The following is a 25,109-nucleotide window of genomic DNA, read 5'->3' as shown; positions in this document are numbered from 1 at the left end:
GGTTCCGGTGATGTGGCATGTCGGGGGTGGCCGATAGCGTGTCAGGCCGGAGGGGCGGTCCGATGTCGACCGCGCCGGGTCTGGGAGGGGCCGGGATGAGGTTGCCGCGTTCGGCCGCGGGATGGACGATCGCGGTCTTCGGCGTGCTGGCCCTGCTCATGGGCGTGGTCGGGCTGCTCTGGCCCGAGGCGCTGCTGCGCCTGCTCGGCTTCGCGGTGCCGGCGACCCGCGCGGCCGGCGACCACACCGGCACCTTCCTCCTGGCGTCCTCGATGGCCTCGTTCAACATGGGGGTCTACTACCTGCTCGCCACCGCGACCGAGTGGCGCCCGTTCTACCGCTTCACGGTGGTGTTCCGGCTGGTCACGTTCACCGTGTTCACCATCGCGGTGCTGGCGGACATCGCGCCCGGCCGGTTCTTCGGGGTGGCCGCCTGGGAGGGCCTCGGCGCGGTGGCGACCGCCGCCGGGCTCTGGTGGGACGCACGGCGCGCGGGCCCGGTGGCCGGCGGGGGTGGGAGCGGTCTTTCCGCTGGTGCCGCCCCGGCCCCCGACGCGGTGCACTGAGCGGCCCGTCCGGTTGGGTATTTTCTAGAACTGTGACCGCGACCCCGCCCGGTGCCCTGCCGTTGCCCGTTGTGCCCGGTCTGACTGATTTGAGGGTCTTCGCCCGGGGAGGCTACGCGACCATCTACAAGGCGACCCAGATCTCGGTGGGGCGTGAGGTCGCGGTCAAGGTGGAGAATCGCACCCTGGACAGCGAACGGGACCAGGCCCGGTTCCTGCGCGAGGCGCGGGCCGCCGGGCGGATGTCGTCCCACCCGCACGTGGTGGACCTCTTCGACGTCGGGGTCACGGTCGACCAGCACCCCTACCTGATCATGGAACTCTGCGACGGCTCGTACGCGGAGCGGATGCGGACCTCGCCGCTCGGGCCGGCCGAGGCCCGCGACCTCGGCGTCAAGATCGCCGACGCGGTCGCCCACTCGCACGCGGCCGGCGTGCTGCACCGCGACGTCAAGCCGGCGAACATCCTCTACTCGCACTTCAACCCGGCGGTGCTGGCCGACTTCGGGCTGGCCGTGGTGGCCGAGATGCGTGACGCCTCGGTCGCCCTGGAGGTGCTCACCCCGGCGTACGCGCCGCCGGAGATGTTCAACCACGCGCCGCCGTCTCCCGCCGTCGACGTCTACGCCCTCTGCGCGACCCTCTACGCGGTCATGCACGGGCGCCCGCCGCGCTGGCAGTCCGAGCGCAATCCCAGCCTGGTGACGGTGCTGGAGATGTTCCACCAGCCGGTGCCCGGCCTGCCCGGCGTGCCGGACGAGCTGATCGACGTGCTCCGGGTCGGCATGTCCAACGACCCGGGGGAGCGCCCGTCGGCCGTCGAGCTGCGCGACCTGCTGGTCGGCCTGCCGCTCGACCCGACCGGCCCGCCGGTCGGCGGCGCGCCCGCGCCGGGCTTCCCGGTCAGCGGCGGTCCCGCCGCCTCCGGCCCGTACGCCGCCGGCCGCACGACCCGGCCCGCGCCCCGGCCGCCGGTGGAGGACATGCACCCGACGGTGCCCACCTCCGACCGGCGGCGTCGGCGGCGCTGGTTCCTCGGCGGCGCCGGGATGGTCGCGCTGGCCGCCTCGGCCAGCGCCGGCGCCTGGCTCGCCGGCCCGGCGTCCACCCCGGTCCCGTCCCCGACGGCCGACGTGGCCGCGACGAGCGGGCTGCTGCCCGCCTGCGCCGCGGCCACCGGGTTGCCCGACGGGGCGGGCTGCGCCGACGAGCTGGAGTGCTTCGGGCCGATGGAGGTGCGCGGCGCGCGGGCCAGGGCGGCCCGGGTGCCCTGCGACGGCGACCACACCTGGGAGAGCTACGCCGAGGGCAGGCTCCCCGACACCCTGGTCGGCGCGGACCACATCCGGGTCAGCGAGGCCCCGGCGGTGCGCCGGGTCTGCAACGAGACCACCTTCCGGCTCACCAGCGGGATGGGCCACGCCGACGGCTGGAACCTGGAGGTGCTGCCCCCGACGGGGGTCGACGCCGACCGGACGTACCGCTGCCTGGCCGGGCGCGGGCTGGACGCGCTCGCGTCACCCACCCTCACCGGTCGCTGAGCCGCGCCCCCGGTGGCGCTCCCGCATCGCGCGGACCGCCTCCCGGCCGTCCAGCGTCTCCAGCGTGTCGGCGTCGATGCCGTACAGGCCGCCCGCCGGCTGCCCCGGGACGGTCGGCGTGACCGCCGCTCGCCGCCCGCCCTCCTGGCGGGCCGCCGCCACCGACACCGCCGCGATCATCACCATCAGGACGCAGAGCAGCGCCAGGACCACTCCGAGGAGATCCTGACGTCCACGCACGACCAGCGTCGCCAGCAGCGAGACCGCCGCCAGCGCCGCGACGACCGCCTTCGTCCGCGCGTCGGGCCTGGGAAACCTCACCCGTCCAGCATGTCCACCCGGGGGCCGCTGTCAACCGGAGGCGCCAGCGTTGGTGCGATGATCTCCGAGGCAGGTCGTTTCCCGGAGAGAGGAGCGCCGGTGTCCCGGTTCTGCCGGATCGTCGCCGCCGTGCTGGTGTCGGGCGCGTTGGCCGCCTGCGGGTCCGACCGTCCACCCGAGACGGTGACCGCGCCGACGCCGACCGCCGGGGGCACCACCGCGTCCGAGGCGTCGTCGTCCCCGGGCGGCGGGGGGTTCGCCACGGTGGACCAGGCGGTGGCCCGCTACCTCTCGGCCGCCTCCGGGGCCCGCTACGTGGGGCAGTGCGCGCAGGCGGAACCCGACCCGGACGCGGTCTGTGCGATCAAGATGGCCACTGTGGACGGCGGCGACGTCTACGGCGTGGGAGCCCCGTCCAGCGAGGTCGTCGGCTTCCTGCTGCTCCGCGAGGGGCCCGACGGCTGGCGGGTGGTGGACGACCACGTGCCGGGCGAGCCGGACGAGTCCACGCCCGCCTGGATGGCCGGCCTCGACTAGCCGGACCTGCCGGGCGGCTGGGCCAGGTGCGGTCGGGCCGCTCGTGCGGCCGGGCCCGGTCCGGGGGAGTTGTGGCCGTCCGTCGGGTCGGGCGAGAGCAGCGTCGGTCGTCGGGAACTCGTTACACCGGTTCGAAGGATTGTCGGATATGTGGCCCCTCTTCGGGCGGTATTCATTGCCCGCGATCCCTAGAGTGCGAAGGGTCGGGCCTCGCCCCGACCCGTCCTGTCGTCCACCGGAAGGGTCCACATGCCACGACGAACCCGGTCCCTCGCCGCCGCCGGTATCGCCGGCGTCATCCTCGCCGGATCGGCGGTCGCGCCCGCCGCCGCCGCACCGTCCCCGACCGGCTGGGGTCGCCCGGCCACGTCCGACCGGACCAGCCCCGAGGAGGCACGCCGGGTCGACCGGGTGCCCACGCCCGACCTGGACTGGTACGCCTGCTACGACTACGCCGAGTGCGCCACCGTCCGGCTCCCGTTGGACTACGACAGGCCGAACGGCCCGACGACCGAGATCGCCGTGCTGCGGGTGAAGGCCCGCGACCAGCAGCGCAGGATCGGCAGCCTCTTCCTGAACCCGGGCGGCCCAGGCGGCTCCGGCACCGACGTCGCGCTCGCCGCGCCGTACTTCCTCGGTGACGAGGTGCTCGACCGGTTCGACATCGTCGGCGTGGATCCGCGCGGCGTCGGCGCGAGCCAGCAGGTCAGGTGCTTCCCGTCGGTCAAGGAGCAGACCCGGGCGTACGCCGGGCTCAACGTGGCGTTCCCGTGGACGAGGGCCGAGGAGAAGGCGTACGTCGCGTCGTCGAAGGCCGTCGGGAAGGGCTGCTCCAGCACGGGCCGGCCGCTCACCGGCGCGATGTCGACCGCCGAGATCGCCCGGGACATGGACGTGCTGCGCCGCGCCGTCGGCGACCCGAAGCTCACCTACCTCGGCTTCAGCTACGGCAGCGCGCTCGGCCAGTACTACGCCAACATGTTCCCGGACCGGGTCCGCGCCCTGGCCATCGACGGGGTGCTCGACGCGGACGCCTGGGTCGGCCGGGGCAGGGCGCGCACACTGTCCCAGGAGGACCGGCTGCGCAGCGCGCAGGGCGCGTACAAGGCGCTGCGGGAGATCCTGGTGCGCTGCGACAGGGCCGGCGCCGAGGTCTGCCCGCTGGCCCAGGGCGACCCCCTCGCGTCGTTCGAGCTGGTGGCGCAGCGGCTGCGGGCCAAGCCGCTGGTGATCGAGGATCCCGACCTGGGCCTCGTCCGCGTCAGCTACGCCGACTTCGTCTCCGCCACCCTGGGCGCGCTCTACAGCCCCGCCGGCTACGACCAGGTCGTCGGCCTCACCGCCCAGCTGCTGGTGCTCACCGACCCGACGTCGGGCGCGACCGCCCGCCAGCAGGCGCGCGCCGATGTGGTCCGGCGCGCCGCCACGGCCCGCGAGCAGGCCCGCCGGTACGACTTCCCGTACGACAACGGGCTGGAGACGTTCCTCGGGGTGGACTGCACCGACGCCTACCACCCGGCGGACGCCGCCTCGTTCCCGGCGCTGGCGGCGAAGGCCGACAAGCGGGACCCGTACTTCGGCCGGCTGTGGACCTGGGGCAGCTCGCCCTGCGCCCGGAAGACCTGGACGGTGCGGGACGAGGACGCCTACACGGGCCCGTTCAACCGGCGCACCGCCGCGCCGGTGCTGGTGGTCGGCAACTACTGGGACCCGTCGACCAACTACCGGGGCGCGGTTGGCGCGGCCAGGCTGTTGCCGAACAGCCGCCTGCTGAGCAGCGACAGCTGGGGGCACACCGCGTACGGGACCTCGGCCTGCGTGACCGGCGCGGTGGACGCCTACCTGGTCCGGGGCACCCTGCCGGCGAAGGGCACGGTCTGCACGGGCGACGTCCAGCCGTTCGCCGAGCTGCCCGGGAACCCGGGGGCGACGCGGCGGGCGGAGTCGTCGAAGAGTGCCCTCGCGGCCGAGGGCACGCCGGGCCGGGGCGAGCCGAAGCGGCTCCCGCCGGTGGTCGCGCCGCTGCCGGCGGTCGGTTCGCTGACCGTCCGCTGAGGACCCGGGGTACGGCGGGCGATCGGGCGCCCGCCGTACCCGGCCCTTGCCGACCGGGCCTGGTCAGGTGCGGGGCAGTCGGCCCGTCCCGCACCTGACGGAGACGGTGCGGGTCAGACGCCGAAGGCCGCCGCGTAGCGGATGGTTCCGCGCGGGACCGGGCGGCCCGGGTCGAGTACCAGCGCCATCATGTTCTCGTCCGGCACCTCGAACGGCGGCCGGATTCCGTACCGGGAGGCGGGCGTGAAGCCGAACCGGGGGTAGTAGGGCGCGTGACCGAGGACGAGGACGAGTTGTTCGCCCGCCGCCCGGCCGGCGTCCAGAGCGGCCCGAATCGCCGCTGATCCGGCGCCCGTGCGCTGCTGTTCGGGCAACACCGCGCACGGGCCGAGGGCCAGGGCCGGTACGTCGTCCACGTGGCATCGGGTCAGCAGGGCGAAGCCGGCGGGGGTGCCGTCGGGGTCCTCGGCGAGCCACGAGGACCACGGCAACCACGCCTGCGGGTCCTCGCGCAGCGCGTCAACCAGATCGGCCTCGAGCGGGCCGGGGAACGCGGACAGGTTGATCCGGCGGATCGCGGCGCGGTCGTCCGGTCCGGCTTCCGGCCGGGTGTGCCAGCTGCGGATGGTCATGGCAGGGTACGACTCCTCGTGGGTGTGGGTGCTCGGCGATTCGGTGACGGGACGCAGGACGTACCCGGTGTAGCGGTAGTCGCCGCCGTGGTCGCGACGCAGGGCGATCTCTTCCCGCGTGGCGGCCACGGCCTCGGCCATTGCGGGCCCGGCGGGCGCGGTCGCGGCGCGCTCACCCAGCGGGGTGTAGTAGTCGTCGAACCAGTCGTCGTCCGGTAGCTCGTGGACGGCCGCCACGGTGTAGCCGGCGGCCTCCGCCGCGGCGACGTTGCTCGCCCTGGTCCGCAACGGGTAGTGACGGTCCCAGAAGGCGCGGGCCTCGGCGGAGGGGGCGTCGGTGGCCCACTCGCACTCGGTGACGACGAGCGCGCCGCCGGGAGCGATCAGGCGTCGCCAACTGGCCAGCGCGGCGTCGAATCCGATGTTGTAGACCGAACCCTCCGCCCAGACCAGGTCGAAGCTCCGGTCGGGGAAGGGCAGCTGATCCATGGACAGCCGCGCGGTCGTGACGGAGGTGATCCGCCGCGCGGCGGCGACGGCCGAGAGTTCGTCCAGGAACGGCTGGTGCAGGTCCACGGCGGTCACCTGTGCGCCGGCCTCCGCCGCCAGCAGCAGGGCGGCGGGTCCCGTGCCGCAGCCGAGGTCGAGCACGCGGGGACGTTCCGGCAGCGGAGCCGCCAACGCCAGGAGACGGCGGGTGGTCGCCTCGGACCCCGGGCCCTGCCGGGGCAGACCGTCGTGGAGCGCGAAGAACGCCTCCTCGGTCGAGGCGTACCGCGGGGTCGGCGTCGTCTCGGTGGGGCGGGCGGTCACGACTGCCCCCGGAAGTGGTAGGTCGCCCGGAGGTGGCGGGTGATCGCCTTGCGCTGGTTCTCCCGTTCCGCGCGCAGGCGTGCGTCGTTCCGGGAGGCCGCCCAATCGGATTCCCGCTGGAGTCTGCGGTAGCTGTCCAGCCGGCGCGGCGCGAGGGTGCCCGCCTCGATCGCCGCGCGTACCGCGCAACCGGGCTCGCTCGTGTGCCGGCAGTCGGCGAACCGGCAGTCGCGGGCGAGCTCCTCGATCTCGGCGAAGACCTGCTGGAGGCCGTCCTCGGTGTCGTGCAGGCCGACCGCGCGCAGACCGGGGGTGTCGATGAGCACGCCGCCGTTCGGCAGTGGGAGCAGTTCGCGGTGGACGGTGGTGTGCCGGCCCTTGCCGTCGCCGGCGCGGACCGCCCCGGTGGTCAGCGCTTCGGCGCCGAGCAGGGCGTTGCCGAGCGAGGACTTGCCCGCGCCCGAGGGCCCCAGCAGCACGATCGTCCCGGTCAGCGCCGCGGCGAGGATGTCCAGACCCTCGCCCGTGGCGATGCTGGTGACCAGGACGTCGACGCCGAGGGCCAGCGCGGCGACCTCCTCACGTGCCTCGGCGGGGTCGCGCCCGGCGAGGTCGGCCTTGGTCAGGACGACGACCGGGAGCGCCCCGCTGTCCCAGGCGAGCGCGAGCATGCGCTCGATCCGGCCAGCGGGTATGGGGGTGGCGAGGGACTCCACGACGACGACCGTGTCGACGTTCGCGGCCAGGACCTGCGGGCGGGAGGTGCGCGAGGCGGCGGCCCGGACGATGGCGGTGCGGCGGGGCAGCAACGCGGCCAACTCGGGCTGCGCGGCGGTGGTGACGGCGGCCCAGTCCCCGGTGCACGGGGGCGGGCCGGAATGGGCCGACCAGGTGGCGCGCACCGGGCCGGCGGCGGTGACCACCGTGGCCAGGCCGCGGTCGACCAGGACGACGCGGGCGGGCCGCAACCCGGCGGCCCGGTGCGCGGCGAAGGCGTGTTCGTGTGCCCCGTCCCAGCCGTACGAACGCAGCACGTTCGAGGACGGGATCGGCGCGGAAGATGGCAATGACAACGGAAGAGACCCTTCGGAAGAGGGGCCCCGACAGACACCGGCGTAACCCGGTCGGGATCGAACATCCCGTCGAACGGGGAGATCAGCTGGGTCAGGCCGAGGCCCGGGACGCGAGGTTGGTCCGGGCGCTGCACGCAGCAGCAGCCGCCTTCGCGGTCATCAACCTCACCCCCCTCTCTCCCATGCGATCCGATGTCGCAGCGCTGTCGGGTCGAACGCTACCACGGCCGACCAGTTGGCTGGCGCACCTTTTCGCCCCGGGGCGCCGACCCCGGGTGCGCGGCCGTGGCGCGGTGTCGCGTCCGGTGGCGTTGCCCTCGACGTGGCAGCCGAGCCGGGCCGGCTGCGCTCGCTGGCCGTCTTCGAACCGCCGCTGTTCGGGGCCGGTGAATCGATCGAGGCGCTGCTCGCCCGCTAACGGGCCGCCTTCGAGCGGGACGACGCGGGCGAGATGTTCGCCGTGCTCAACGAGGTGGCCCATGTGCCGCCCGCGACCGGCACCGTGCACCAGGGGCGGGACATGGGCCGCCCCAGCGTCCTGACCGTCGGATCCCCGCCGGACCGCGACCCGGCATCGCGGTGACCGGCGCCGCTGTCGCCCTGGCCGGATAGCCGGGTCCGCCGTCAGTACGACTTGTCCTGGCCGAGGACGTGCTGGGCGACGAAATTGAGGATCATCTCGCGGCTGACCGGGGCGATCCGCCCCGCGCGCACCGCGCCGAGCAGGGTCGCCACCCCGTACTCGGTGGTCATGCCGGCCCCGCCGTGCACCTGGACGGCGGTGTCGACGGCCAGCGCCGCGGCCTCCCCGGCCGCGTACTTGGCCATGTTGCCGGCCACCCCGGCCTCCAGGTCGCGGCCGGCGTCGTAGAGGGTGGCCGCCTTATGGATCATGAGCCGGGCCAGCTCGACCTGCACGGCCGCGTGCGCCAGCGGGTGCGCGACGCCCTGGTGCGAGCCGATGCTCCGGCCGCCCCAGACCTTGCGGGTGGCCGTGTACTCGCTGGCCCGCTCGATGGCGTACCGGCCGGTGCCGGCGCCCATCGCGGCGACCGTGATCCGCTCCGGATTGAGCCCGGCGAAGAGCGCCGGCAGGCCGGCGTCCAGCGACTCGCCGACCAGCGCGTCGGCGGGCACCCGCACGTCGTCGAGGTAGAGCAGGAACTGGTTCTCCGGGGACACGATCTCCATGTCGAGCCTGGACCGGGTCAGCCCCGGCGCGTCGGTCGGCACCATGAACAACGCCGGCTTCAGCCGCCCCGTGGCCGCCTCCTCGGTCCGCGCCACGACCAGCACGTACGCCGCCTCGTCGACGCCCGAGATGTAGCACTTGCGCCCGGAGACCAGCCAGTCGTCGCCGTCGCGGCGGGCCACCGTGCCGAGCCGGTGGAAGTTCGAGCCGGCCTCCGGCTCGGTGATCGCGAAGACCACCTTCAGCGAGCCGTCGGCGAAGCCGGGAAGGTAGCGCCTGCGCTGCTCCTCGGTGCCGTGCCTGGCGATCACCGTGGCGGCGATGGCGGGGGAGACCACGAGCAGCAGCAGCGGGCAGCCGGCCGCCGCCAGCTCCTCGCAGACGATGGCCAGCTCGGTGATTCCGCCCCCGCCGCCGCCATACTCGGTGGGGATGTTGACCCCCAGGTAGCCCAGGCGACCGGCCTCGTTCCACAGCTCGGTGGTGTGCTCGCCGGCCTTGGCCTTGGTGACGAAGTAGTCGTGGCCATACCGCCGGCCCAGCGCGCGGACCGCGTCGCGGAGCTGCTCCTGCTCGGGGGTCAGGTCGAAGTTCATCGCGGGGCCCTCCAGGATCACTCGGGGTCGACCACGGCCAGCACGGTGCCCGTGTCGACCTGCCCGCCGGCGGGCACCGGCAGCTCGGCGACCACGCCGTCGGTCGGGGCGAGCACGGGGTGTTCGAGCTTCATCGCCTCCAGCGTCAGCAGCAGGTCGCCGGCCGCCACCCGCTGGCCGACCTCGACGTGCAGCCGGGTCACCGCGCCGGGCAGCGGCGCGACCAGCGACCCGGCCGCCCGCTCCGCGGCGGGCCCTGCGAAGCGCGGCAGCTCGACCAGGGCCGCCGCCCCGTCCGGGCCGTCCACGAAGACCGCCGACCCGGCCCGGCGTACGCGGTACGCGCGCCGTACCCCGTCGACGTCGAGCACCACCCGGTCGGGGGCGGCATCGACCAGGCCCACCACCGGCGTCGTTCCGCCGTCGGGGGTCGGTCCGCTCGGCGAAGCCGCTCCGTCCGGGGCCGGCCCGTTCGACGTCGGCCCGTCCGCCGAAGTCGCTCCGTCCGGGGCCGGTCCGTCGGGGGCCGGTCCGTCGGGGGCCGGTCCGTCGGGGGCCGGTCCGTCCGCACGGGCGGTCGCGCCGGCGTTCGGCGACACCGACCACTCGGCGAGGCCGCCCGAGCGGTCCAGGCGGTAGCGGACCTCGATCTCGCCGTCCGGGCCGGTGAAGCGGGTGAACTGCGGGAACGCCGGCACGTTGCGCCAGCCCGAGGGGAGCCCGGCCAGCACCGGAGCCGAGGCGCGGCGGGCGGCGGCCGAGGCGAGGGCCGCCGCCAGCGCGACCAGGGGGAGCTGATCGGCGGGCAGCAGCGGGGCGAAGACCTCGGGGTGCCGGTCCAGGAAACCGGTGTCGACGTCGACGGCGGCGAACTCCCGGCTGCGCAGGACGCGGACCAGCAGGTCCCGGTTGGTGACCACCCCGTGCAACTCGGCGCGGGCCAGCGCACCGGCCAGCGTCCGGGCCGCCTCGGCGCGGGTGGGCGCCCACGCGATCACCTTGGCGAGCATGGAGTCGTAGTGGACGCCCACCACCGAGCCGTCGACCACGCCCGAGTCCAGCCGCAGGCCCGGCCCGGCCAGCGGCCCGAACTCGGCCGCCACGCCGGGCAGGGCGAACCGGTGCAGGGTGCCGGTCGCCGGCCGGTACCCCTGTGCGGGGTCCTCGGCGCAGAGGCGCACCTCGATCGCGTGGCCCTGTGCCGGCGGGGTCGCCGCCACCGGCAGCGGTTCGCCCTCGGCGACGAGCAGTTGCAGCCGGACCAGGTCCAGGCCGGTGGTCAGCTCGGTGACCGGGTGCTCGACCTGGAGGCGGGTGTTCATCTCCAGGAAGTAGATCTCCCCGTCGGGCGCGAGCAGGAACTCGACCGTGCCGGCGCCGACGTAGTCGACCGCCCGGCCGGCGGCCGTCGCCGCCTCGTGCAGCCGCTGCCGCACCTCGGCGGGAACGACTCCGGGGGCCTCCTCGACGATCTTCTGGTGGCGGCGCTGGATCGAGCAGTCCCGCACGCCGAGGGCGACCACCGTTCCGTGCGTGTCGCCGAAGATCTGCACCTCGACGTGCCGGCCCCGCTCGACGTACCGCTCGACGAAGACCGTGCCGTCGCCGAACGCCGCCGCCGCCTCGCGGCGCGCGGAGGCGACGGCCTCGGCCAACCCGGCGGCGTCGCGGACGACACGCATGCCGCGCCCGCCGCCGCCGGCCGACGCCTTCACCAGCACCGGGAAGTCGGTGATCCCGTCGGCGTCGGTCCAGGTGGGGAGCATCGGCACGCCCGCCTCGGCGAGCAGCGCCTTCGCCGCCACCTTGTCGCCCATCGCGGCGATCGCCTTGGCCGGCGGGCCCACCCAGGTCAGCCCCGCGTCGGTGACCGCCGTGGCGAACTCGGCGTTCTCGGCGAGGAAGCCGTAGCCGGGGTGGACCGCGTCCGCGCCGGCCCGGCGGGCCGCGTCGAGGATCAGGTCGATCCGCAGGTACGTCTCGGCGGGCGTGTTCCCGGGCAGCCGGACGGTGTGGTCGGCCTCGGCGACGAACGGCGCGTCGGCGTCGGCGTCGGAGTGCACGGCCACCGTCCCGATGCCGAGCGCCCGGCAGGTGGCGAAGACCCGGCGGGCGATCTCGCCCCGGTTGGCCACGAGGAGTCGGGTGATCATTCGCGCGGTGCCTGCCTTTCGTTCGCGGCCGCGGGACTCCGCTCCGTCGCCTTCCTCGCGCTCACGGGAGATCACATCCGGAAGACGCCGAAGCCGTCGGCGCCCCGCACCGGTGCGTTGTGGATCGCCGACAGGCAGAGCCCGAGGACGGTACGGGTGTCCCGGGGGTCGATCACCCCGTCGTCGTAGAGCCGGCCGGAGAGGAAGAGCGCGCCGGACTGGGACTCGATCTGCTGCTCGACCATCATCCGCATCGCGGCGTCGGAGTCCTCGTCGTAGTCGCGCCCCCTGGCGGCGGCGGCCTGCCGGGCCACGATGGACAGCACGCCGGCGAGCTGCGCCGGCCCCATCACCGCCGACCTGGCGTTCGGCCAGGTGAACAGGAACCGTGGCTCGTACGCCCGGCCGCACATGCCGTAGTTGCCGGCCCCGTAGGAGGCGCCGAGGTTGACCGTCAGGTGCGGCACGGTCGAGTTCGACACCGCGTTGATCATGAGCGCGCCGTGCTTGATGATGCCGCGCTGCTCGTACTCGGTGCCCACCATGTAGCCGGTGGTGTTCTGGAGGAAGACCAGCGGGGTGTCGGCGGCGTTGGCGAGCTGGATGAACTGCGCCGCCTTCTGCGCCTCCTCGCTGAACAGCACGCCCCGGGCGTTGGCCAGCACCCCGACGGGGTAGCCGTGCAGCTCGCCCCAGCCGGTCACCAGGGCGGTGCCGTAGGCCGGCTTGAACTCGTCGAACTCGCTGCCGTCGAGCACCCGGGCCAGCACCTCGCGCGGATCGAACGGCACCTTCAGGTCGGCGCTGGCGATGCCGAGCAGTTCCTCCGGGTCGTACCTGGGCGGCTGGGGGAACGGGTCGCGTGGCGGTGGCCCCTGCTTGCGCCAGTTGAGCCGGCGTACGCACTGCCGGGCCAGCCGGATGCCGTCCCGCTCGTCGGCGGCGAGGAAGTCGGCCAGGCCGGACGTGGTGGCGTGCATGGCCGCCCCGCCGAGGGACTCGTCGTCGGTGACCTCGCCGGTGGCCATCTTCACCAGCGGCGGCCCGGCCAGGTAGACCTGCGACCGGTCCCGGATCATGATCACGTGGTCGGACATCCCCGGCACGTACGCGCCCCCGGCGGTCGCGTTGCCGAAGACCACGCTGACCGTGGGGATCTTCGCCGCCGAGAGCCGGGTCAGGTCGCGGAACACCCGGCCGCCCGGGATGAAGATCTCCGCCTGGGTGGGCAGGTCGGCGCCGGCCGACTCGACCAGGTTCACCATCGGCAGCCGGTTGGCCAGGGCGATCTCGCCGGCCCGGCGGGTCTTGGCCAGCGACCACGGGTTCACCGCGCCGCCGCGTACCGTCGGGTCGTTCGCGACGACGAGGCACTCGACGCCCTCGACCACCCCGATGCCGGTCACCACGCTCGCCCCGACGGGGAAGTCGGTGCCGTACGCCGCCACCGGGGACAGCTCCAGGAACGGGCTGTCCCGGTCGAGCAGCAGCTCGATCCGTTCCCGGGGCAGCAGTTTGCCCCGCCGGTGGTGGCGGGTCACGTACTTCTCCCCGCCGCCGGCCCGGGCCTGGTCGAGGGCGGCCTCCAGTTCGGCGAGGCGCTCCAGCAGGGCCTCGCGGTTGGCCCGGTGGCCGGGCGAGGACGGGTCGACCGCGCTCCGCAGCGTCGTCACGGAGCCTTCTTCGTTCGTGACTGCGGGGCTCGCAGACCCGGCTCACTCCTCGCACTCACAGGCCCATGCCCTTCGCGATGATCTCGTTCATGATCTCGGTGGTGCCGCCGCCGATGCCGAGGATCCGCGAGTCCCGGTAGTGCCGCTCCACCTCGGCGTCGCGCAGGTAGCCGTAGCCGCCGTGCAACTGGAGCGCCTGGTCGACCACCTCGGCGCAGGCCGCCACGGCGACGTTCTTCGCCATCGCCACCTCGGTCACCACCGGCTCGCCGGCCGCCACCCGCGCCGCCACCTGGTGCACGTACGCCCGCGCCGCCTCGCTGCGGGTGTGCATCTCGGCCAGCCGGTGCCGGACGAGCTGCCGGCTCGCCAGGGGACGGCCGAACGTGGACCGGTCCCGGCACCAGCGGGCGGCCAGCTCGACGCAGCGCTGCGCGGTCGCGTACGCCTGGGTCGCCAGCGACAGCCGCTCGCTGGCGAAGTTCTGCATGATCGCCAGGAAGGCGGTGTCCTCGGGGCCGATCCGGTTGGTGACCGGCACCCGCACGTCCACGAAGGACAGCTCGGCCGTGTCCGAGCAGTGCCAGCCCAGCTTCTCCAGCCGTCGGCCCACGGTGAAACCCGGGGTGCCCTTCTCGATCACGAGCAGGCTGAGCGAGCCGGATCCGGGGAAGTCGGTGCAGACGGCGGTGGTGACGAAGTCGGAGCGGACCCCGCTGGTGATGTAGGTCTTCGACCCGTTGACCACGTAGTGGTCGCCGTCCCGCCGCGCGCAGGTGCGGACGGCCGCCACGTCCGAGCCGCCGTCCGGCTCGGTGATCGCCAGCGCGCCGATCATCGTCCCGGCCAGCGTCGGCCGGACGTACCGGTCGATCAGCTCGCCGTCACCGGAGGCCACCAGGTGCGGCAGCGCGATGCCGTGGGTGAACAGCGCGGCGACCAGCCCCGACGAGCCGCCGGAGCGGATCACCTCCTCGGTGACGATGATCGAGTCGAGCAGGTCGCCGCCGCTGCCGCCGACAGCCTCCGGGAAACCGACGCCGAGCAGGCCGATCTTCGCGGCGGTCTCGTGCAGCGAGCGGGGCACCTCGCCGGCCCGCTCCCAGTCGTCGAGGTGCGGCAGCACCTCCCGCGTGACGAAGGCGCGGGTCAGCTCCCGGAGCTGCCGCCGTTCCGGGGTGTCGACGATGGTCACGGTCCCTCCCGGGTGGTGGTCGTGCCGGCCGCCCCGGGCGCGAGGTCCGCCGGCAGGTCGACGACCCGGGAGCGGAGCAGTTCGCCGAGCGCCTTGGCCTGCGGGTCGAACCGGGTGGAGGCGGCCACCCCCTGCCCGAGCAGCCCCCGGACGACGAAGTTGACCGCCCGCAGGTTCGGCAGCTCGTACCGCTCCACGGCCAGCGGGGCGGTCTCCGGCAGCAGCTCGCGCAGGCGGGCGTCGGTGAGCCAGCCGCGCAGCCACGACCACGTCGCGTCGGTGCGGGCCCAGACGCCGAGGTTGGCGTCGCCGCCCTTGTCGCCGGAGCGGGCCCCGACCAGCTCGCCGAGCGGCGCGCGCCGGGTCGGCCGGTCGGGCGGCGCGGCGCGCCGCGCCGGGTCGGCCGCGCGTCGGTCACCGGCCGCTGCCGGGTCGGCCGACACGGTCGGGGGCGGGTCGGCGGCGGGCGCCGGCCCGCCGGGCGCGCCGGCGGTGCGGGGCGGCGGCGGGACGGGCAGCCGCTCCCCGGAGGGCAGCACCGCGACGTGCGGCACCGCGTCCTGCGGCACGGTGTCGGCGGTGAACACCCCGTAGGGCGCTGCGTCGCCGGGCGGCGTGGTCAGCGTGCAGCCCGGGTAGGAGGCCAGGGCCAGTTCCACCGCGGCCGCCGAGAAGGCCCGCCCGGCCCGCGCCCTGTCGCCGTCCCGCAGGTGTACGTGCAGCAGCGCGCTCGCGGCCTCGGTGCCGGTGGCGTCGGGGTGGTCGGTGCGGGCCAGGGTGAACTCCAGCCCCTCCGTGCCGACCGCCTCCTCGATTTGGCCCCGGACCAGGGCCGCCTTGGCGGGGATGTCGAGCCCGCAGAGGACGAAGGTCATCGAGTTGCGGAAGCCGCCGAGGTTGGTGACGCCCACCTTGAGGGTGTCCGGCGGCGGGGCGCCCCGGACGCCGCTCACCCGCACCCGGTCCGGCCCGGCGGCGCTCAGCTCGACCGTGTCGAGCCGGGCCACGACGTCCGGCCCGAGGTAGGCCGGCCCGCCGACCTCGTACAGCAGTTGCGCGGTGACGGTCTCCACGGTGACCGCGCCGCCGGTGCCGGGGTGCTTGGTGAGCACGCAGGAGCCGTCCGGGTGCAGCTCGGCGACCGGGAAGCCGGGGCGGCGCCCGCCGTCGGGCAGCTCGGTGAAGAAGCTGAAGTTCCCCCCGGTCACCTGCGCCCCGCACTCGACGAGGTGGCCGGCGACGGTCGCCCCGGCCAGCGCGTCCAGGTCGTCGCGCCCCCAGCCGAACCGGGCGATGGCCGGCCCGACCACCAGGGACGCGTCGGTGACCCGGCCCGTGACCACCACGTCGGCCCCGCCGTCCAGGCAGGCGGCGATGCCGTACGCCCCGAGGTAGGCGTTGGCCGTCAGCGCGTCCGGGCGCGGAAGGGTGTCGCCCTCGACGTGGCCGACGCGCACGGTCCGGCCGAGCCGGTCGGCGAGCGATCCGATCGCGGCGGCCAGGCCGGCCGGGTTCAGCCCGCCGGCGTTGGTGACGATCCGCACGCCCCGGTCCAGGGCGGTGCCGAGGCACCCCTCGAGCTGGCGGAGGAAGGTCTTCGCGTAGCCGAGGGACGGGTCGCGCAGCCGGTCCCGGCCGAGGATCAGCATGGTCAGCTCGGCCAGGTAGTCGCCGGTCAGCACGTCGAGTTCGCCGCCGTCGAGCATCTCCCGCCAGGCGCTGAACCGGTCCCCGTAGAAGCCGGAGGCGTTGCCGACGCGCAGCACGTCGCTCACGCCGGCACCCGGCCCGCGTCGGCCCTGCCCGTCCCCGCACCGGCCCCACCCGTCGCCGTGCCAGTGCCGGCCGCTTCGCCGGTGTCGGCCGCCGTTCCGGTCGCGCCGGCTGCGGCGGCCTGTGGCGGGCGGCCGGGGCCGGGCGGACCGGCGAAGGCCTGCGCGACTTCCAGCCACTCGTCGGCGACCGGGCCGGTCGCCGCCAGGGCCAGGTCGGCGCGGTGCCGTCGCTGGGTGACCAGCAGGCAGAAGTCGAGCGCCGGGCCGGTGACCCGGTCGGCGGCCTCGGCCGGCCCGTACGTCCAGGTGCCGCCGTCGGGCGCGGCCAGCTCGACCCGCACCGGCGCCGCCGGCGCCGGCCGGCCGTGGGCGGCGAAGCTGTGCCCGAGGGTGCGGAAGCCGAGGTGCGCGACGTGCCGCAGCCGGGTCGTGGCGGGGCGGGTGACGCCGAGCGCGTCCGCCACGTCCGTGCCGTGCGCCCAGGTCTCCATGATCCGGGCGGTGGCCATCGAGGCGGGCGACATCCGGGTGCCGAACCAGGGCAGCTTCCCGCCCTCCGGTACGCCCGCCAGCGCGGCGGCGAGCGCTGCCCGGCCGGCACGCCAGCGGGGCAGCAGCTCGGCCGGCGGGGCGAGGAGCTCCTCCGCGCCGGCGTCGACGAGCCGGGCCGGGTCGGGGGCGGCGGCCACGGACGCGAAGAACGCCTCGGGGTCGGTGGCGGCGAGCAGCGCCACCTGGTCGGTCCAGGCGAGGTGGGCGATCTGGTGCCCGATGCTCCAGCCGGGCGCCGGGGTGGGCCGCGCCCAGTCGCCCGGCGACAGGCCGTCCGCCAGGCCGTCCAGTTGCTCGGCCTCGTCGGCCAGATCCGCGAGCAGCTCCTTCAGGTCGACCATGGTGCCTCCGGTGCGGGACGGGCCGGTCAGGGTGGCGGTCAGGGCGCGAGCAGGGTGGCGAGCTGGCGCTTCCAGGTGTGCAGCAGGGCCGTGCGGCGGGACGAGTCGTCGCTGAGCAGGTTGGCCACGCCCAGTCCGCGGAGCAGGTCCAGCGTCGCCTGCACCGCCTCGCGTACGCCCGGGCGGCGCTCGTCCACGTCGAGCAGCGCGACGGTGAGCCGGTGCATCTCGCGGCCGACCCGGGCCTCCAGCGGCACCAGCGCCTCGCGCAGCTCCCGGTCGGTGCGCGCGGCGACCCACAGCTCGAGGGCGGCGACGAAGAGCGGGCCGGTGAAGGCCGCGCCGAGCAGGTCGATCACCCGGTCGAGGCGCTGCGGGCCGGGCGGCAGCGCCTCGGCCTCGGTGCGCAGCTCCTCGGCCCGGCGTTCGGTCAGGTGCGCGACGGCGGCGGTGACCAGCGCGGCCTTGGTGGGGTAGTGGTGGAGCTGGGCACCGCGCGAGACGCCGGCGCGGGCCGCGACGACGGTGGTGGTGGTGCCTGCCCAACCGTGCTCCACCAGGCACTCGACGGTCGCCTCCAGCAGCCGGGTCCGGGTGGCGCGGCTGCGCTCCTGTTGAGGGACGCGGATCGATGCGATGGACACGGGGACAGCGTGCCGCCACCGAAACAAACAGTCAAGACTGACTTTTTCGGGGCCGGCCGGCTGCCGGCTCAGCGGCCGTCGCGCGGGGCGAACACCGCCAGCGCGTCGGCGTCGCTGTGTCGGGAACGCAGGTACTCGTCCGCCCACTCGGCGGCGTCGGGGAAGCCCGACTCGGCTGCCACCCGGGCGCAGGCGGCGTCCACGTCGAAACGGGTGCGGCGCAGGTGCACGCCGGGCCCGAGCAGCGCCCAGAAGGCGCCGGGGCCGCCGTAGGGCATCCCGACGCTGCCCGGGTTGACGATCAGCCGCCGGTCGGCCAGCCGGGTGAACGGCATGTGGGTGTGGCCGCAGACCACCGTCCCCACCTCGGTCGGCACCCCGGCGAGCACCTCCGCCCAGCGCTCCATCCGGGAGTCGACGAGCACGACCTCCTCGTCGTCGCGGGGCGTGGCGTGGCAGAAGAGCACCGGACCCAGGCCGGCGACCTCCAGGGTCACCGTCATCGGCAACGCCGCCAGCCGGGCGAGGTGGTCGGCGCGGAGCTGCTCGGCGGCCCAGTTCGAGACGTCGACCGGCGACTTGCGGCCCGCGCGCGCCTCGACCAGCTCGCGGTCGGCGTTGCCGCGCACCCAGCAGACCCGGTCGCCGAGGCCGGCGAGCAGGTCGAGCACCTCGACCGGCTGCGGTCCGGCGGCGATGTCGCCGGTGAGCACGATCAGGTCGGCGGCGGCGACGTCCGGCTCGGCCAGCACGGCCTCCAGCGCGGGCAGCACCCCGTGGATGTCGGAGAGAACGGCGACGCGGTCCAGCATCGCTCCACCATGCCCACCGACCCGGCCGGAGTCCAGCGATTCTGCCCCCGGCAGACCGGCAGCCGGGCAGACGAGCAGTCGGGGTTCCGGTGGCCGCGGGGCCCGAACGCGAACCGGCCCGGCCGCGGGTGTGCGGTCCGGACCGGTGGTGCCGAGGCGGCCGGGGTGGACCCCGGCCCCGGCGGCGTCAGACGCGGGCGCGGCGGGCCAGGCGCTCCGGGTCGAGGATGATGATGCTCTTGCCGTCCAGGCGCAGCCACCCGCGCGAGGCGAAGTCGGCCAGCGCCTTGTTGACGGTCTCCCGGGAGGCGCCGACGAGCTGGGCGATCTCCTCCTGGGTGAGGTCGTGGGTCACCCGGAGCACGCCGCCGTCGCGGGTGCCGAAGCGGCCGGCCATCTGGAGCAGGTTCTTGGCGACGCGACCGGGCACGTCGGTGAAGATCAGGTCGGCCAGCGAGTCGTTCGTCCGCCGCAGCCGGCGGGCGAGCACCCGCAGCAGCTGCTCGGCGATCTCCGGCCGGTTGTTCAGCCACGGGCGCAGGGCCTGCTTGCGCAGCCGCACCAGCCGGGTGTCGGTGACCGCGGTGGCCGTCGCCGTACGCGGGCCGGGGTCGAAGAGCGACAGCTCGCCCACCATGTCCGACGGGCCCATCACGGCGATCAGGTTCTGCCGGCCGTCGGCCGCCCGGCGACCCACCTTGATCTTGCCGGACAGCAGGATGTAGAGACTGTCGCCGGGCTCGCCCTCGTTGAAGACGATCTCGCCCTTGCGGACCTCGAGCGTCTCCATCTCCTTGGCGAGCGCCTCGGCAGCCTCCGGGTCGACGCCCTGGAAGATCCCGCTGCGGGCCAGTACCTCGTCCATCGCGCACCTCCACCTGCGCGTGCCGTCCGTCGGCCGGGTCCGCCGTCCGCTGATCCCTCGCGCGTCGCCAGTCTAGGCGCACGTGAGCTGGAATCAGAGGTGCACCCCTGGAATCTTGATCGTTGGGCGTAACCCGCCCGACGTGATCAAGCAGTAAGATCGCGCGCCCGTCCCGGGTGCCGGCGGGCCGGCGGGCGCCGGGTCGTAGGGTCACCGCGTGCTGAGCGAACCCGTGCTGACCGCCCGTCGGGAGGACGGTCGGGACGTCCCGCTGCTGGTCTGGCGCGCCGACCGCCCGCTGCGCGCGGTGAGTTCCGCGCCGCTGGGCGGCGGGATCGGCGTCCGGCGCTGGGTCGTCAACGCGACCGTACCCATGTCGTACGACCGGGACGACCCGGCCGACCACCTGGCCGGACTGGCCCGCGGGCTCGACCTCGACGGGCCCGGGGTGGGCCTGCTGACCGGGGTGGACGTCGCCGAGGTGGTCGCCCGGACGGACACCGGGGTGCGGGTCTGGGCCACCGTCGGCCTGGGCACCCCGGTCTGGGCGGCCGAGCCCGCCCCGGCGGCGCCCGGCCAGCGGGTCGGCACGGTCAACATCGTGGTGTACGTCCCGGCCCGGCTCGGTGACGCCGCCCTGGTCAACGCGGTGGCGACCGCCACCGAGGCGAAGGCGCAGGCGATCGCGGAGCTGGGCGTGCCGGGCACCGGCACCCCCACCGACGCCGTCACCGTGCTGTGCCCGCTCGACGGCCCGGAGTCGGCGTACGGCGGACCGCGCTCCACCTGGGGAGCCCCGCTGGCCCGGGCCGTGTACGCCGCCGTGACGGCCGGCGGGGCGGGCACCGTGGTCCCGTGGTCCGATCGGCCGACCGGCTGAACATCCGTCCGATCGGGTCTCGTCCCGGCGTTGCCTACCCGATAGGGTCGCGCTCGATGTACGCTGCCGCCTCCCCTCCGCCCCGCCGGGTCGCGCTCGCCCTGGGCGCGCTGCTCACCGTCCTGCTCGCCGCCGGTTGCGGCCAGCCCGGGTCCGGGGGTGACCCCGTCTGGCAGCCCGGCGCGGGTGCCGGCGGCACCGGCGCCCCGGTCCGGTCCAGCCAGCCCGCGAAGCCCGCGGAGCAGGCGATCTCGCTCTCCGCGACCGGCGACATCATCATGGGCAACGCGCCGAACCGGCTGCCCGCCAACGGTGGCAAGGGCTTCTTCGACTCGGTCGAGAAGGCGCTCGCCGCCGACCTGGTGATGGGCAACCTGGAGGAGCCGCTGACCGTCGACACCGGCACCGGCAAGTGCGGCCCGAACTCGACCCGCTGCTTCCAGTTCCGTGCCCCGCCGGACTACGCGGCGCACCTGCGCGACGCCGGCTTCGACCTGCTCAACCAGGCCAACAACCACGGCTACGACTACGGCCCGAAGGGCTACGAGAACACCCAGAAGGCGCTGGAGAAGTACGACCTCGCGCACACCGGGGCGCCCGACCAGATCACCGTGGTCGACGTCAAGGGGGTCAAGGTCGCGGTCGCCGGCTTCTCGTCGTACGTCTGGTCCAACAGCCTCGTCGACATCGCCGAGGCGAAGCAGGTGATCGCCAAGGCGGCCGGCCAGGCCGACGTGGTCGTGGTGCAGGTGCACATGGGCGGCGAGGGGGCCGACAAGACCCGGGTGCGGCCGGGCACCGAGATGTTCCTCGGCGAGAACCGGGGCGACCCCGTCAAGTTCTCCAAGGCGATGATCGACGCCGGGGCGGACCTGATCGTCGGGCACGGCCCGCACGTGCTGCGCGGCATGGAGTTCTACAAGGGCCGGCTGATCGCGTACAGCCTGGGCAACTTCGCCGGCGGGGGCAACTCGCTGAGCAACACCGGCCGGCTCGGCTGGGGCGGGGTGCTCAAGGTGTCGCTGAAGCCGGACGGCAGCTGGGCCGGGGGCTCGTTCGTCTCGACGTACATGAACTCCGCCGGCAAGCCGACGATGGACGGCGACGACCGCGGCCTGGGCCTCGTGAAGCAGCTCACCCGCAGCGACTTCCCGGAGACCGGCGCCCGGTTCGACGACTCCGGGGCGATCAGCCCGCCGCAGGGCGGCTGACCGGGCGGCGCGGCGCGTGGCCCCGGCGTCCGGTCACACCGGCGACGTAGGCTGGCCGGCGTGACCACCAGCTCCTCCGGCTTCACCGAGACCGACCTCGGGCGTACGCGCCGCGCCCGGCGGATCGGCCGGGCGCTGACCGAGACCCACCCCGACGCGCACTGTGAACTCGACCACTCCAGCCCCCTGGAGCTGGCCGTCGCGACGATCCTCTCCGCGCAGTGCACGGACAAGAAGGTCAACGAGGTCACCCCGAAGCTCTTCGCCCGCTACCCGACCGCCGCCGACTACGCCGGGGCGGACCGGACGGAGATGGAGGAGCTGATCCGGCCCACCGGTTTCTACCGCAACAAGACCGACTCCCTGATCAAGCTCGGCCAGGCCCTCGTCGAGCGGTACGACGGCCGGGTCCCCGGCAAGCTCGTCGACCTGGTGACGCTGCCCGGCGTCGGCCGCAAGACCGCCAACGTCATCCTCGGCAACGCCTTCGGTGTGCCCGGGATCACCGTCGACACCCACTTCGGGCGGCTGGTGCAGCGCTGGCGGCTGACCGCCGAGACTGACCCGGTGAAGATCGAGCACGCGATCGGGGCGCTCTTCCCCCGGCGGGACTGGACCATGCTGTCGCACCGGGTGATCTTCCACGGCCGGCGGGTCTGCCACGCCCGCAAGCCGGCCTGCGGCGCGTGCACGCTGGCGAAGCTCTGCCCGTCGTACGGCACCGGGCCGACCGAGCCGGCGGCGGCCGCGCGGCTGCTCAAGGGCCCCCGCGCCCGGGACCTGGCGGTGGCCGCCGGGGTCGACCCGGAGCTGGTGCCCGTCCAGGCCGTCGTGGCGGAGGCACCGTGAGCGCGAGGAGTGAGCCGGTGTTGCGAGCCCCGCAGTCACGGACCAGGGTGAACCGATGAACCGCCGACTCGCCGCCCTGCTCGTGCCCGTGCTGCTGGCGGTGGGCGGGTGCACCGCCGGCAACGGCACCGAGGAGGAGAGCGGCCCGACCGGCCGGCAGGAGGCCGCCGCGAACCGGCCGTCGCCGTTCCAGGACTGCTCGGCGCTCGGCACCCCGCCCGCGTCCGGCGCCCCGGCGTCGGCGTCCGGGGGTGCGGGGCAGGCGTTGCCCGACCTGACGCTGGACTGCTTCACCGGCGGCGCGCCGGTCGCCCTCCGGGAGCTGCGCGGCCCGGCCGTGGTCAACGTCTGGGCGTCCTGGTGCCCGCCCTGCCGCGACGAGCTGCCCGCCTTCCAGCGGCTCAGCGACCGGGCCGCCGGCCAGCTCCGGGTGATCGGGGTGAACAGCGGGGACAGCCGCGAGGGTGCCCAGGCCATCGGCGAGGACTTCGGGATCCGTTTCCCGGTGCTGGTCGACCGGGGCGAGCGGTTGAAGCAGGAGCTGAGGCGCAAGGCCATCCCCCTGACCGTCTTCGTCGACGGGCAGGGCAACGTCCGGCACGTCGACTCCTCCGGCACGCTCGACGACGCCCGCCTGGCGGAACTGGTCCGGCAGCACCTCGGCCTGACGGTGCCGGCGTGAGCCGACAGCCGCCGGGCTGGCTCGACCCGCTGCTCGCCCGGCTCGGCAGTGCGCGCAGCGAGGACTTCACCAGGCTGGCCACCCCGGAGACCGGCGGGCGGGAGAGCGCCGTGCTGGTGCTGCTCGGCGAGGAGCCCGGCACCGGCCCGGACGTGCTGATCCTCCAGCGGGCGGCCACCCTGCGCAACCACGCCGGCCAGCCGGCCTTTCCCGGCGGCGCGGCCGACCCGGAGGACGCGGACGCCCTGGCGACCGCGCTGCGCGAGGCCAACGAGGAGGTCGGCCTCGACCCGGCCAGCGTCACCGTCCTGGCGGAGCTGCCGAAGCTCTGGATCCCGGTCAGCGACTTCGTGGTCACCCCCGTGCTCGCCTGGTGGCACGCCCCGCACCCGGTGCACCCCCGGGAGCCGGCCGAGGTGGCGCACGTGGCCCGGCTGCCCGTCAGCGAGCTGGTCGACCCGGAGAACCGGATGCGCGTACGCCACCCGAGCGGCTGGATCGGCCCGGCGTTCTCGGCGCGCGGGATGCTCGTCTGGGGCTTCACCGCCGGGGTCCTGGCCGCCCTGCTGGAGATGGGCGGCTGGGCCCGCCCGTGGCCGCGCGACCGGGTCGTCGACCTGCCGCCGACCGGGGCCACCCCGGCGCCCTCGGCCGGCACGGACGCGGTGGACGAGACTCCGGTGCGCTGAACGGACGGTCACCTTCCGCACGCGATGGTCATTCCGCGGGCCGGGTGCCCGTACGCTTGACGCGTGTCCGCCGTGGATCTCGTACTGCTGCTGCTCATGCTCGTGTTCGCGATCAGCGGATACCGCCAGGGCTTCGTCATCGGGGTGCTGTCGTTCAGCGGCTTCTTCCTGGGCGCGCTGGTGGGTCTCCAGGTCGGGCCGCTGCTGGCGCAGCAGTTCGTCGACAGCGGCACCCGCGTACTGATCTCCCTGGTGGCGGTCTTCGGGCTGGCGGTGGTCGGCCAGGCGCTCGCCGGCTGGGTCGGTTCCCACCTGCGCAAGGTGATCACCAGCGACGTGGGCAGGCGGGCCGACGACGTCGGCGGGGCGTTCGTCTCGCTCTTCGCCGTGCTGCTGGTCGCCTGGCTCGTCGCGGTGCCGCTGGGCTCGTCGTCGCTGCCCTGGCTGGCCTCCTCGGTCCGCAACAGCGCGCTGCTCACCGTGGTGGACCGGGTCCTGCCGGACCAGGCGCAGCAGCTCTCCACGGCGCTGCGGGACACCGTCGACACCAACGGCTTCCCCGACGTCTTCGGCGACCTGGCGCCCACCCGCGCCCGGCAGGTGTCCCCGCCCGACCCGGCGCTCGCCGGCTCGCAGGTGGTGGTCAACAGCCAGCGGTCGGTCGTCAAGGTGCTCGGCTCCGCCCCGAGCTGCTCGCGCCGCATCGAGGGCTCCGGTTTCGTCTACGCGGACGACCGGGTCATGACCAACGCGCACGTCGTCGCCGGCACCCGCTCCACGGTCGTCGAGCTGAACGGCGACCGGTACGACAGCAAGGTGGTCGTCTACGACCCCGACCGGGACCTGGCCGTGCTGCACGTGCCCGGGCTGCCCGGCCCCTCGATGCGCTTCGCCGCCGGCAACGCGGGTAGCGGCGCGGACGCCATCGTGCTGGGCTTCCCGCTCGACGGGCCGTACAACGCCCAGTCGGCGCGGGTCCGGGACGTCGACCGGATCACCGGGCCGGACATCTACTCCGCCGGCAACGTGACCCGGGAGATCTACACGATCCGGGCGCTCGTGCAGAGCGGCAACTCCGGCGGCCCGCTGGTCTCGTCGAACGGGCTGGTCCTCGGGGTGATCTTCGCGGCGGCGGCCGACGATCCGAACACCGGGTTCGCGGTGACCGCGGCCGAGGCCCGCCCGGTCGCCCTGGCCGGCGCCGAGCGCACCCGCGCCGTCGGCACCGGCGAGTGCACCTGACCGCTCCCCTGGTCGCGGGGGGCGACGGGAGGCAGTCGCGTGCTTCCCCGGTCGGCGTCGGCGCGGAGACCCGTCAGCGCGGTGCCACACCGCCCGCCGGCCCGGGTTCCGACGGCGGTCCCGGGCGCCCGGTGCGCGCCGGTCCATGCCCTGACGGCCGTTCCCGGCGGTCGGCGCCCGCTGGGCCGGGCTCTGCCGGCCGCCCCGGGCGGTCCGCGCC

The 25,109-nt window shown here is 74.9% G+C and carries 22 protein-coding genes and 1 pseudogene; 11 read left to right on the top strand and 12 right to left on the bottom strand.

All coding sequences use genetic code 11. The annotated features are described in order from the left end of the window. Positions 1-95 precede the first annotated feature (95 nt). Both AB0L34_RS16775 and AB0L34_RS16770 read left to right on the top strand, forming a co-directional pair. Positions 96-566 (top strand): hypothetical protein, encoded by a 471-nt coding sequence (locus AB0L34_RS16775; RefSeq protein ID WP_363705356.1) that lies wholly within the window; start codon positions 96-98, stop codon positions 564-566. 32 nt (positions 567-598) lie between these two features. After that, positions 599-2,107: a protein kinase gene (locus AB0L34_RS16770; protein ID WP_363705355.1), complete on the top strand. Its 1,509-nt coding sequence runs from the start codon at positions 599-601 to the stop codon at positions 2,105-2,107. Here the strand turns inward: AB0L34_RS16770 and AB0L34_RS16765 are convergent. Beyond that, the gene (locus tag AB0L34_RS16765) at positions 2,084-2,428 is read right to left on the bottom strand and encodes a hypothetical protein (protein ID WP_357456445.1); all 345 of its coding nucleotides are present in this window, start codon (positions 2,426-2,428) and stop codon (positions 2,084-2,086) included. The genes AB0L34_RS16770 and AB0L34_RS16765 overlap by 24 nt on opposite strands. 99 nt (positions 2,429-2,527) lie before the next feature. On the opposite strand from AB0L34_RS16765, the gene AB0L34_RS16760 reads away from it, so the two are divergent. Both AB0L34_RS16760 and AB0L34_RS16755 read left to right on the top strand, forming a co-directional pair. After that, a complete protein-coding gene (locus AB0L34_RS16760) occupies positions 2,528-2,965 on the top strand; it encodes a hypothetical protein (protein ID WP_363705354.1) in 438 nt (145 codons plus the stop codon). 249 nt (positions 2,966-3,214) lie between these two features. Beyond that, entirely contained in the window at positions 3,215-5,020 is a 1,806-nt protein-coding gene (locus AB0L34_RS16755; RefSeq protein ID WP_363705353.1) for an alpha/beta hydrolase, read from the top strand. Between the two features lie 113 nt (positions 5,021-5,133). On the opposite strand, the gene AB0L34_RS16750 is transcribed toward AB0L34_RS16755, so the two are convergent. Together AB0L34_RS16750 and rsgA are read right to left on the bottom strand one after the other, a co-directional pair. Further along, entirely contained in the window at positions 5,134-6,465 is a 1,332-nt protein-coding gene (locus AB0L34_RS16750) for a bifunctional class I SAM-dependent methyltransferase/N-acetyltransferase (RefSeq protein WP_363705352.1), read from the bottom strand. Continuing rightward, the gene (rsgA, locus tag AB0L34_RS16745; protein WP_363705351.1) at positions 6,462-7,499 is read right to left on the bottom strand and encodes a ribosome small subunit-dependent GTPase A; all 1,038 of its coding nucleotides are present in this window, start codon (positions 7,497-7,499) and stop codon (positions 6,462-6,464) included. The genes AB0L34_RS16750 and rsgA overlap by 4 nt, the downstream gene beginning before the upstream one ends. A gap of 499 nt (positions 7,500-7,998) precedes the next feature. Here rsgA and AB0L34_RS16740 point away from each other — a divergent pair, with 499 nt between their 5' ends. Further along, positions 7,999-8,121 (top strand): hypothetical protein, encoded by a 123-nt coding sequence (locus tag AB0L34_RS16740; protein ID WP_363705350.1) that lies wholly within the window; start codon positions 7,999-8,001, stop codon positions 8,119-8,121. Between the two features lie 41 nt (positions 8,122-8,162). Here AB0L34_RS16740 and AB0L34_RS16735 read toward each other — a convergent pair whose 3' ends face one another. From AB0L34_RS16735 to AB0L34_RS16695, 9 genes and pseudogenes are all read right to left on the bottom strand, one after another. Beyond that, complete coding sequence (locus tag AB0L34_RS16735; RefSeq protein ID WP_363705349.1) at positions 8,163-9,326, bottom strand: acyl-CoA dehydrogenase; 1,164 nt, start codon at positions 9,324-9,326, stop codon at positions 8,163-8,165. Between the two features lie 17 nt (positions 9,327-9,343). After that, a complete protein-coding gene (locus AB0L34_RS16730; protein ID WP_363705348.1) occupies positions 9,344-11,479 on the bottom strand; it encodes a biotin carboxylase N-terminal domain-containing protein in 2,136 nt (711 codons plus the stop codon). 71 nt (positions 11,480-11,550) lie between these two features. Then, entirely contained in the window at positions 11,551-13,152 is a 1,602-nt protein-coding gene (locus tag AB0L34_RS16725) for a carboxyl transferase domain-containing protein (RefSeq protein ID WP_363705347.1), read from the bottom strand. A gap of 55 nt (positions 13,153-13,207) precedes the next feature. Continuing rightward, positions 13,208-14,347, bottom strand: a complete 1,140-nt coding sequence (locus AB0L34_RS16720; RefSeq protein WP_363705346.1) for an acyl-CoA dehydrogenase family protein — start codon at positions 14,345-14,347, stop codon at positions 13,208-13,210. Further along, positions 14,344-16,122 (bottom strand): acyclic terpene utilization AtuA family protein, encoded by a 1,779-nt coding sequence (locus AB0L34_RS16715; protein WP_363705345.1) that lies wholly within the window; start codon positions 16,120-16,122, stop codon positions 14,344-14,346. The genes AB0L34_RS16720 and AB0L34_RS16715 overlap by 4 nt, the downstream gene beginning before the upstream one ends. A gap of 128 nt (positions 16,123-16,250) precedes the next feature. Next, a pseudogene (locus AB0L34_RS16710) lies at positions 16,251-17,015 on the bottom strand (TIGR03084 family metal-binding protein); the annotation flags it as partial. Positions 17,016-17,053: 38 nt separating this feature from the next. Continuing rightward, the gene (locus tag AB0L34_RS16705) at positions 17,054-17,659 is read right to left on the bottom strand and encodes a TetR/AcrR family transcriptional regulator (protein WP_363705344.1); all 606 of its coding nucleotides are present in this window, start codon (positions 17,657-17,659) and stop codon (positions 17,054-17,056) included. Between the two features lie 68 nt (positions 17,660-17,727). Continuing rightward, positions 17,728-18,471 carry a metallophosphoesterase family protein gene (locus AB0L34_RS16700; RefSeq protein ID WP_363705343.1) on the bottom strand — a complete coding sequence of 248 codons (744 nt, stop codon included), beginning with the start codon at positions 18,469-18,471 and terminating at the stop codon, positions 17,728-17,730. A gap of 187 nt (positions 18,472-18,658) precedes the next feature. Beyond that, positions 18,659-19,336: a Crp/Fnr family transcriptional regulator gene (locus tag AB0L34_RS16695; protein WP_089003062.1), complete on the bottom strand. Its 678-nt coding sequence runs from the start codon at positions 19,334-19,336 to the stop codon at positions 18,659-18,661. A gap of 217 nt (positions 19,337-19,553) precedes the next feature. On the opposite strand from AB0L34_RS16695, the gene AB0L34_RS16690 reads away from it, so the two are divergent. From AB0L34_RS16690 to AB0L34_RS16665, 6 genes are all read left to right on the top strand, one after another. After that, entirely contained in the window at positions 19,554-20,216 is a 663-nt protein-coding gene (locus AB0L34_RS16690; protein WP_363705342.1) for an adenosylcobinamide amidohydrolase, read from the top strand. A 56-nt stretch (positions 20,217-20,272) separates the two neighbouring features. Then, the gene (locus AB0L34_RS16685) at positions 20,273-21,427 is read left to right on the top strand and encodes a CapA family protein (RefSeq protein ID WP_363705341.1); all 1,155 of its coding nucleotides are present in this window, start codon (positions 20,273-20,275) and stop codon (positions 21,425-21,427) included. 60 nt (positions 21,428-21,487) lie between these two features. After that, on the top strand, positions 21,488-22,276 hold the full coding sequence (gene nth / locus AB0L34_RS16680) for an endonuclease III (RefSeq protein WP_350709471.1): 789 nt from the start codon (positions 21,488-21,490) through the stop codon (positions 22,274-22,276). Between the two features lie 55 nt (positions 22,277-22,331). Further along, on the top strand, positions 22,332-22,958 hold the full coding sequence (locus tag AB0L34_RS16675) for a TlpA disulfide reductase family protein (RefSeq protein ID WP_363705340.1): 627 nt from the start codon (positions 22,332-22,334) through the stop codon (positions 22,956-22,958). Beyond that, positions 22,955-23,647 carry a CoA pyrophosphatase gene (locus tag AB0L34_RS16670; RefSeq protein ID WP_363705339.1) on the top strand — a complete coding sequence of 231 codons (693 nt, stop codon included), beginning with the start codon at positions 22,955-22,957 and terminating at the stop codon, positions 23,645-23,647. Before AB0L34_RS16675 ends, AB0L34_RS16670 begins: the two co-directional genes overlap by 4 nt. Positions 23,648-23,710: 63 nt before the next feature. Beyond that, on the top strand, positions 23,711-24,889 hold the full coding sequence (locus AB0L34_RS16665) for a MarP family serine protease (RefSeq protein WP_350709467.1): 1,179 nt from the start codon (positions 23,711-23,713) through the stop codon (positions 24,887-24,889). Positions 24,890-25,109: the final 220 nt, after the last annotated feature.

The sequence above is a fragment of the Micromonospora sp. NPDC052213 genome, assembly GCF_040679695.1.
In the GTDB taxonomy this organism is placed as follows: Bacteria; Actinomycetota; Actinomycetes; order Mycobacteriales; family Micromonosporaceae; genus Micromonospora.
This window is presented reverse-complemented; position numbering and strand designations above follow the sequence as displayed.